A 6,181-nucleotide genomic window follows, 5' to 3' on the forward strand; every position below is an offset into this window, starting at 1 on the left:
TGGCAGTGCAACAGGGCCGTCCGCGCCCGGCCGTGGGTTCCACCGACCCGGCCGCCGAGGCCCTGTTGCACTGCCATTTCGTCCAGGAGGAGGCCGCGCTGTGGCTGCTGCGCTCCCGCCGGTCACCGCTGGACATCACCGCCGAGACCACCCGCTACGCCGAGGGGATGGCCGAGGTCGCCGCGGCACTGCCCACCGTGCTCGCCACCGTCGGCTCCGACCAGGAGCTGACCGCCGTCCTGCGGTTCGCCGAACAGCTCTACGAACGCGGCCTGCCCGCCCGGCTGGCCGAACGCGTCGCCTGGCTCGACGCGATGAGCCCGGCGCTGGACATCGTCGACGTCGCGCTGCGTAACGACCTTGAGCCGAGTGACGTGCTGCACATCCACACCGCCATCGGGACGAGGCTGGGGCTCGGCCGCCTCGGCCTGGCGCACCTGATCGGCCGCGGCGCGCAGCCGCCCGGTCAGTCACGCTGGGAGCACATGGCCGCCGCGGCGCTGCGGGCGGACGTCGCCCGGGCCCGCTCGGCGCTGACCGAGGCCGCCATGGCGGCGTCCGAGCCCGACCTGGACGCGGCCGTCGAACGGCTCACCACCGGTGCCCGGGCGGACCGGGTACGCGCCATCGTCGAGGAGGCGACAGCGGCTCCCCGCCTCACCAGCGCCATGATCTCCGTCGTGGCCAGCCGCCTGAACGAGCTCATCCCAGGCCGCTGAGCCCCCCGACCACCACATGTCATGATCGTAGTCGGCGAGAGTTCACGCGGGCTGAAGGACTAACCTCATGGTTGCGATGGCTGCCGCCTTAGGAGAGGACAGGAGCCAGTGAGTGTCGACTACGACTACGGCTACGGGCCCTACACCGTCGAGGATCTGCACGGGCTGCCCGATGCTGGCCGGTCCTTCGAGCTCGTCGATGGCTGGTTGATCGAGTTGGCGCCCAGTACACGTCACGACTTTCTCGCCAGGCGGCTGAGCCGGATCCTGGAACGCGCCGCCGAGGACGCGAAGGCTCGGGTCTACGTCCAGGCACCCATGGACATCGCCACGCCCGCGGGCGCGCGCAAGCCCGACGTTGCCGTGATCGACGCGACCGCCGCCAGCAGCGCCCGCAGGCTCGGCCGCTCGCTCTACCACGGGGCGGACGTGCTCCTGGCGGTCGAAGTCGTCTCCCGCGGCTCCGGCAGCGAACGCGAGGACCGGGGACGCAAGGTCACCGAGTACGCGCTCGCCGGTATCCCCCAGTACTGGATCGTCGACTTCGACCCCGAACCCCGCCTCCAGGTGCTCCGCGTCGCCACCGACCAGGGGCGTTACGGAGCCCCCCTGGCGTTCAGCGGAGACGGCACCGTCAAGCTCGAGGACCCGTTCCCGATCTCGTTCCCCCTGTCCGACCTGCTGGACTTCTCCTAGAACTCACCGCGACGCGGTGACCGGCCCTGGTTCGGGCGCGGGTTCGGACCAGGACCGCGCGTGGGCAGGGTCAGCGGTCCGGACCGCGTCCGCGTCACGGGCGGGCTCTGTGTCACGGGCCGGTGCCTCGTTCTGGGCGGGTTCGGTGCTTCGGGACGGGTCGGTGCCGCGAGGCGGGTCGGTGCCGCGAGGCGGGTCGGTGCCGCGAGGCGGGAGGGCGTCGGCGGAGCGGGTCGCGCGGGCGCCGGCGCTGTTGTCGGCGAACGCCACGGCCGCCAACAGGCGCAGGGCGAGCCCCAGCCCGAGCAGGATTCGCAGCGGCAGGTGGCGCGCGTCCGGGTACTGCCGGGACAGGTAGCGGAACATGCTGCGGTGGTGGGCGACGACCATGCGGCGGGAGGACCGCCTCGTCGAGTGGCCGCCGAGATGCTCCACGACCGCGGTCGGCACGTAGACCCGCTGCCAGCCGAGCAGGCCGAGCCGGCGGCCGAGGTCGACGTCCTCCATGAACATGAAGTACGTCTCGTCGAACCCGTCGACCGTCTCGAACGCCTGGCGCCGCAGCACCTGGCACGCCCCGGACAGCCAGCCGGCGGTCGTCTCGACCAGCACGCCGCGCTCGCGGCGGTAGGCCGTCGTCCACGGGTTCGTCGGCCAGCACCAGCCGAACAGGGCGTGACCGATCCCCCGCCGCAGGGACGGCAGCTCACGGGCCGACGGGTAGAGCACGCCACCCGGATTGGTGATCGCCGGGCCGAAGGCGCCGGCGCCCGGCCAGCGTCCGGACGCCGCCAGCAGCTCGTCGAGCGACCCCGGCGTGAACGTGATGTCGGGGTTGGCCACCACCAGCCACGGCGCGGCGCTGCCGGCCGCGCCGCGGTTGACCGCCGTCCCGTAGCCGAGGTTGCGCCCGGTGCGCAGCAGGCGGACCTCGTCGCGTCCGGCGGCGGCGGCCGTGCCCGCGTCCAGCGCCGGGGAGTTGTCCACCACGACGACCTCGTAGGGCAGCGACGTGGCCTTGGCCAGGGAGTCCAGGAAGGGGCCGAGCACCTGCCCGGAGTGGAACGCCACCACCACCACCCGCAGGTGCGGCCGGGTGTCCGCGGCGGCCGGGCCGTCCGGCTTACCGTCGGACGGCGACTCACCGTCCGACGGCGACGACGGCTGCCGCGACGCTGGCCGCGACGCTGGCCGCGATGACGCCGATGCCGGCCGCGACCGCGACGCCGGCTGTGTCGATGCCGCCTCGTTCCGTGCGCTGTTGTGCTGTGCGCTCACTGACCGCCCTCTTCGTCCCCGCTCGCCGGATGCACAGGTGATTGCCGCACCCGGGTCAGGATGCCACTGGCGGTGCCGCGGCCGGCTGTCGGGGTCAGGACGCGGCGGCCCGCGCGTAGCTCGCCAGGTGCGCCTCGGCGCTCGCCGCCCAGGTGAACTCCCGGGCCCGGGCGAGACCGGCCTGCGCCAGCGACTCGCGCCGCGGTGCGTCGTCGAGCAGCGCGCTCATCTCCCGGGCGATCGAGTCGACGTCGGGCTGGGTGTAGGCGACGGCGTCACCGCCGACCTCCGGCAGGGACAGCCGGGGGGTCGTCAGCACCGGCGCGCCGCAGGCCATCGCCTCCAGCACCGGCAGCCCGAAACCCTCCCCGTGGGACGGGTAGGCGACCAGCGACGCCCCGCCGAGATACCCGGGCAGGTCGGAGAAGCGCAGGTAGCCGGGCCGGACGACCTTCAGGTGGGACGGCACCGAGGCGACCGCCGCGTCCACGTCGTCGTCCCAGCCCGAGCCGCCGGCGAGCACCAGCGCGGGCGGGGCCACCCGGTCGTGTACGGCCTCGGCCCAGCCACGGATCAGGTTCGGGACGTTCTTGCGCGGCTCGAGCATCCCGAGGAAGGCGACGTACCGGCTGTCCCCGAGGCCGAGCCGCAGCCGCACCCGGCGCTTGTCCTCCTCCGTCGGCGGGTGGAAGGTCGCGGTCTCCACCCCGTGGTAGGCGACGTCGGTCGTGGTCGAGTCGCCGTCGAGGACCCGGATGAGCTCGTCCCGGGTGGCCTTGGACGGGACGATGATCCGGTTTGCCTTGCGCACGGCGGTACGCATCGCCGACCGGAAGAACGTTCCCTTCACGGCGGTGTGCATCTCCGGCTCTGTGAAGAACGTGACATCGTGGATGGTCACGCACACCGGCTGGGAGGTACGCAACGGCATGGTGTAGTGCGGCGAATGGATGACCTGTGCGCCGACCTGGTAGGCGACCAGCGGCAGCCCGGTCTGTTCCCAGGCCAGCCGGGCGGGCCGGTGGGCGATCGCCGCTGGCCCGGCCACCACGTTGGCGTGCGGGGCCATCCGGCCGTACCGCTCGTAGTCCGATCGTTGACAGACCAGGGCGAGGTCGGCGCCAGCCGCATCCAAGGCCGCCACCAGCCCGTCGACATAACGACCGACGCCACCACGGTCGGCTGGAACCGCTGTGGCGTCGACGAGCACCCGGGGAGACACGGCGCTCCTTCCGACTGGCGGCGTGTTACTCACCGCTAGGTTCTTCGAGACCACCGACGCCGCGTGAAGCCGTCCCCCGGCGGGTCGCCCCCGACCCGCCCGGTACTGCCGATCACGTCGACCTCGGTCCGCAGGCAAGCCTACGCCCGCACCGGATCCTGAGAGTCACCCCGTCGAGAACTCCCGAGAGCCGCTAAGTCGACGGTAAAGGGACCAGACCGATTCCGCTGCCCCGTTCCAGGTAAATGCCGCCGCTCTCGCTCGCCCGTCCACGCTCAGCCGACGATGTAACTCTGTGTCACCAACAACGGACGTGACGGCGCGGGCCAGCGCGGCGGCGTCGCCGACCGCGACGGTCACGATCGCGGGCCCGCCGACCTCGACGAACGCGGGAATGTCAGAGGCGATCACGGGGACACCGTGGGCCATCGCCTCGACGACCGGCAGCCCGAAGCCCTCCGAACGGCTCGGCGCGAGCAGCGCGGTGGCCCGCGACAGCACGACCGCGAGGTCGGCGTCGTCCAGCCGGCCGAGCAGCCGCAGCCGGGCCGGCTCGAGGCCGAGGCGGGTGGCCTCGGCCCGCAGGTCCAGCCCGCCCCAGCCCGGCGCGCCGACGTGCACCAGTGGCAGGCCGGGCGCGGCCGGGTCGCGCAGCGCGGCGAGCACCGTCTCCAGGCCCTTGCGCGGCTCCAGGGTGGCGAGGGTGAGTAGATAGCCGCCGGCGGGCAGGCCGAGGCGCCCGGCGCGGGCGGCGGCGTCCGCCGGGACCTGCCCGACCGCCTCGCTCACCCCCTCCCCGACGACGTGCAGCCGCTCGGCCGGGATCGGCAGACAGGCCCGCAGGCCGGCCGCGACGGCCCTGGTGGGGACGATCACGGCGTCGGCGTGGCGGGCGACCCGGACGCCCATCCGCCGGTGCCAGCGGGCGCCGTGCGGGGTGAGGGTGTGCGGGTGGGTCCACGGCACGGCGTCGTGGACGGTGACGACCAGCGGCACCCCCGGCCGCCGGGGCGGGACGAGCAGGGTGGGGGCGTGGACGACGTCCACTCCTGTCGGCGCCGGGCCGTGGCCGCGCTGCCAGGCGGCGGCCAGCCCCTGGCGGGGCAGCGGCAGCCGGATGGGGCCGAGGACGCCCGGCACGGCCGCGGCGGCGACGGCGGCCTCCGGGCGCCAGGCGCACCAGCCGATGACGGTCTCACCCGGCCGCGCCGTCCGCGCGAGCGCGGCGGCGAGCTCCGCCGAGTACCGCCCCGTCCCCCCGGGCACCGGCGCCAGCATCTGGTCGACGAGAAATCCAACCCGCACGACGAACCATCTTCCTCGGGAGAAGCCGGCCCGGTAACTGCCGGTGGTGTGGTGGCGGTGCCGGTCACAGCCGGTGCCGATCACAGCCGGTGCCGGTCGTGGCCGGCGTCCGCCGCGAACCGGGCGTGGTTACCGTTTGCGGGCGTGGAGCAGCACCACGCTGCCGTGGCCGTCCGGGGTACGCCGGTCGGACAGGGCGACGACCGGTGACAGCGGGGCCGCCGCGTTCCAGCCGGCCCGGCCGCCCTTCGCCGACAGCGTCAGGTACAGCCGCTCGGCCCGCCGCGAGCGGAACATGTAGGTCTGGCGCACCACCGTCAGGCCGCGCTCGTCGAGCAGTTTCGCCAGCTGGTCGCCGGTGTAGGTCTGTTGGACGTGGTAGCGCTGCCGGTGCCGGGCGAACAGCGCCGGCCACTCGTCGGCGCGGGTGAGGGCGTCCGCGGACATGACAAGGTCCCCGCCCGGTCTGAGCACCCGCGTCATCTCGGTGAGCGCGGCCGGCCCGTCGTCGAAGTGCTCGATCGCACAGACCGACAGCACCACGTCGAAGGAGGCGTCGGCGAACGGCAGCGCCAGCGCGTCCCCCTCGACGAGCGAGGGACGCCCGCGCAGCCGGCGGCCGAACTCCAGCTTGCCGCGGGCGAGGTCGAGGCAGACCGCCCGCGCCCCGCGGCGCACCGCCTGGCCGGCCCAGTACCCGTCACCGCCGGCGACGTCCAGGACGGTCCGCCCGGCCAGCTCACCAGCCCAGGCCAGCAGCGTGCCGGCCTCCCGGCGGCGCATGACGTGCACCTGATGCCCGGTGTACGCCAGCGCCTGATCCCGCAGCAGGCCCACCGTCGCGCCTTTCGCGGCCGGCCCCTTCACCGCCACGCCTTTCGCAGCCACGCCTTTCGCGACCGCCCGCTTCCGCGTCTCACCGCCACCCACGTCATGAACGACAGTCTGCCCCGCCCCAACC

The 6,181-nt window shown here is 74.0% G+C and carries 5 protein-coding genes and 1 pseudogene; 2 read left to right on the forward strand and 4 right to left on the reverse strand.

The annotated features are described in order from the left end of the window. Positions 1 to 719, forward strand: a pseudogene (locus AC5LUJ_RS22790) (NAD-glutamate dehydrogenase domain-containing protein); the annotation flags it as partial. A 108-nt stretch (positions 720 to 827) separates the two neighbouring features. Next, positions 828 to 1,415, forward strand: a complete 588-nt coding sequence (locus AC5LUJ_RS22795; protein WP_250290227.1) for a Uma2 family endonuclease — start codon at positions 828 to 830, stop codon at positions 1,413 to 1,415. Positions 1,416 to 1,418: 3 nt separating this feature from the next. On the opposite strand, the gene AC5LUJ_RS22800 is transcribed toward AC5LUJ_RS22795, so the two are convergent. The 4 genes from AC5LUJ_RS22800 to AC5LUJ_RS22815 form a co-directional block, all read right to left on the reverse strand. Beyond that, positions 1,419 to 2,693: a glycosyltransferase family 2 protein gene (locus AC5LUJ_RS22800; RefSeq protein WP_250290224.1), complete on the reverse strand. Its 1,275-nt coding sequence runs from the start codon at positions 2,691 to 2,693 to the stop codon at positions 1,419 to 1,421. Between the two features lie 94 nt (positions 2,694 to 2,787). Beyond that, positions 2,788 to 3,915, reverse strand: coding sequence for a glycosyltransferase family 4 protein (locus AC5LUJ_RS22805; protein ID WP_250290223.1), 1,128 nt, complete (start codon positions 3,913 to 3,915; stop codon positions 2,788 to 2,790). Positions 3,916 to 4,080: 165 nt separating this feature from the next. Then, the gene (locus AC5LUJ_RS22810; protein WP_493465722.1) at positions 4,081 to 5,220 is read right to left on the reverse strand and encodes a glycosyltransferase family 4 protein; all 1,140 of its coding nucleotides are present in this window, start codon (positions 5,218 to 5,220) and stop codon (positions 4,081 to 4,083) included. Between the two features lie 129 nt (positions 5,221 to 5,349). Next, positions 5,350 to 6,057, reverse strand: a complete 708-nt coding sequence (locus AC5LUJ_RS22815) for a class I SAM-dependent methyltransferase (RefSeq protein ID WP_493465723.1) — start codon at positions 6,055 to 6,057, stop codon at positions 5,350 to 5,352. Between the last annotated feature and the right edge of the window lie 124 nt (positions 6,058 to 6,181).

Source organism: Protofrankia sp. CiP1_Cm_nod3 (genome assembly GCF_982290655.1).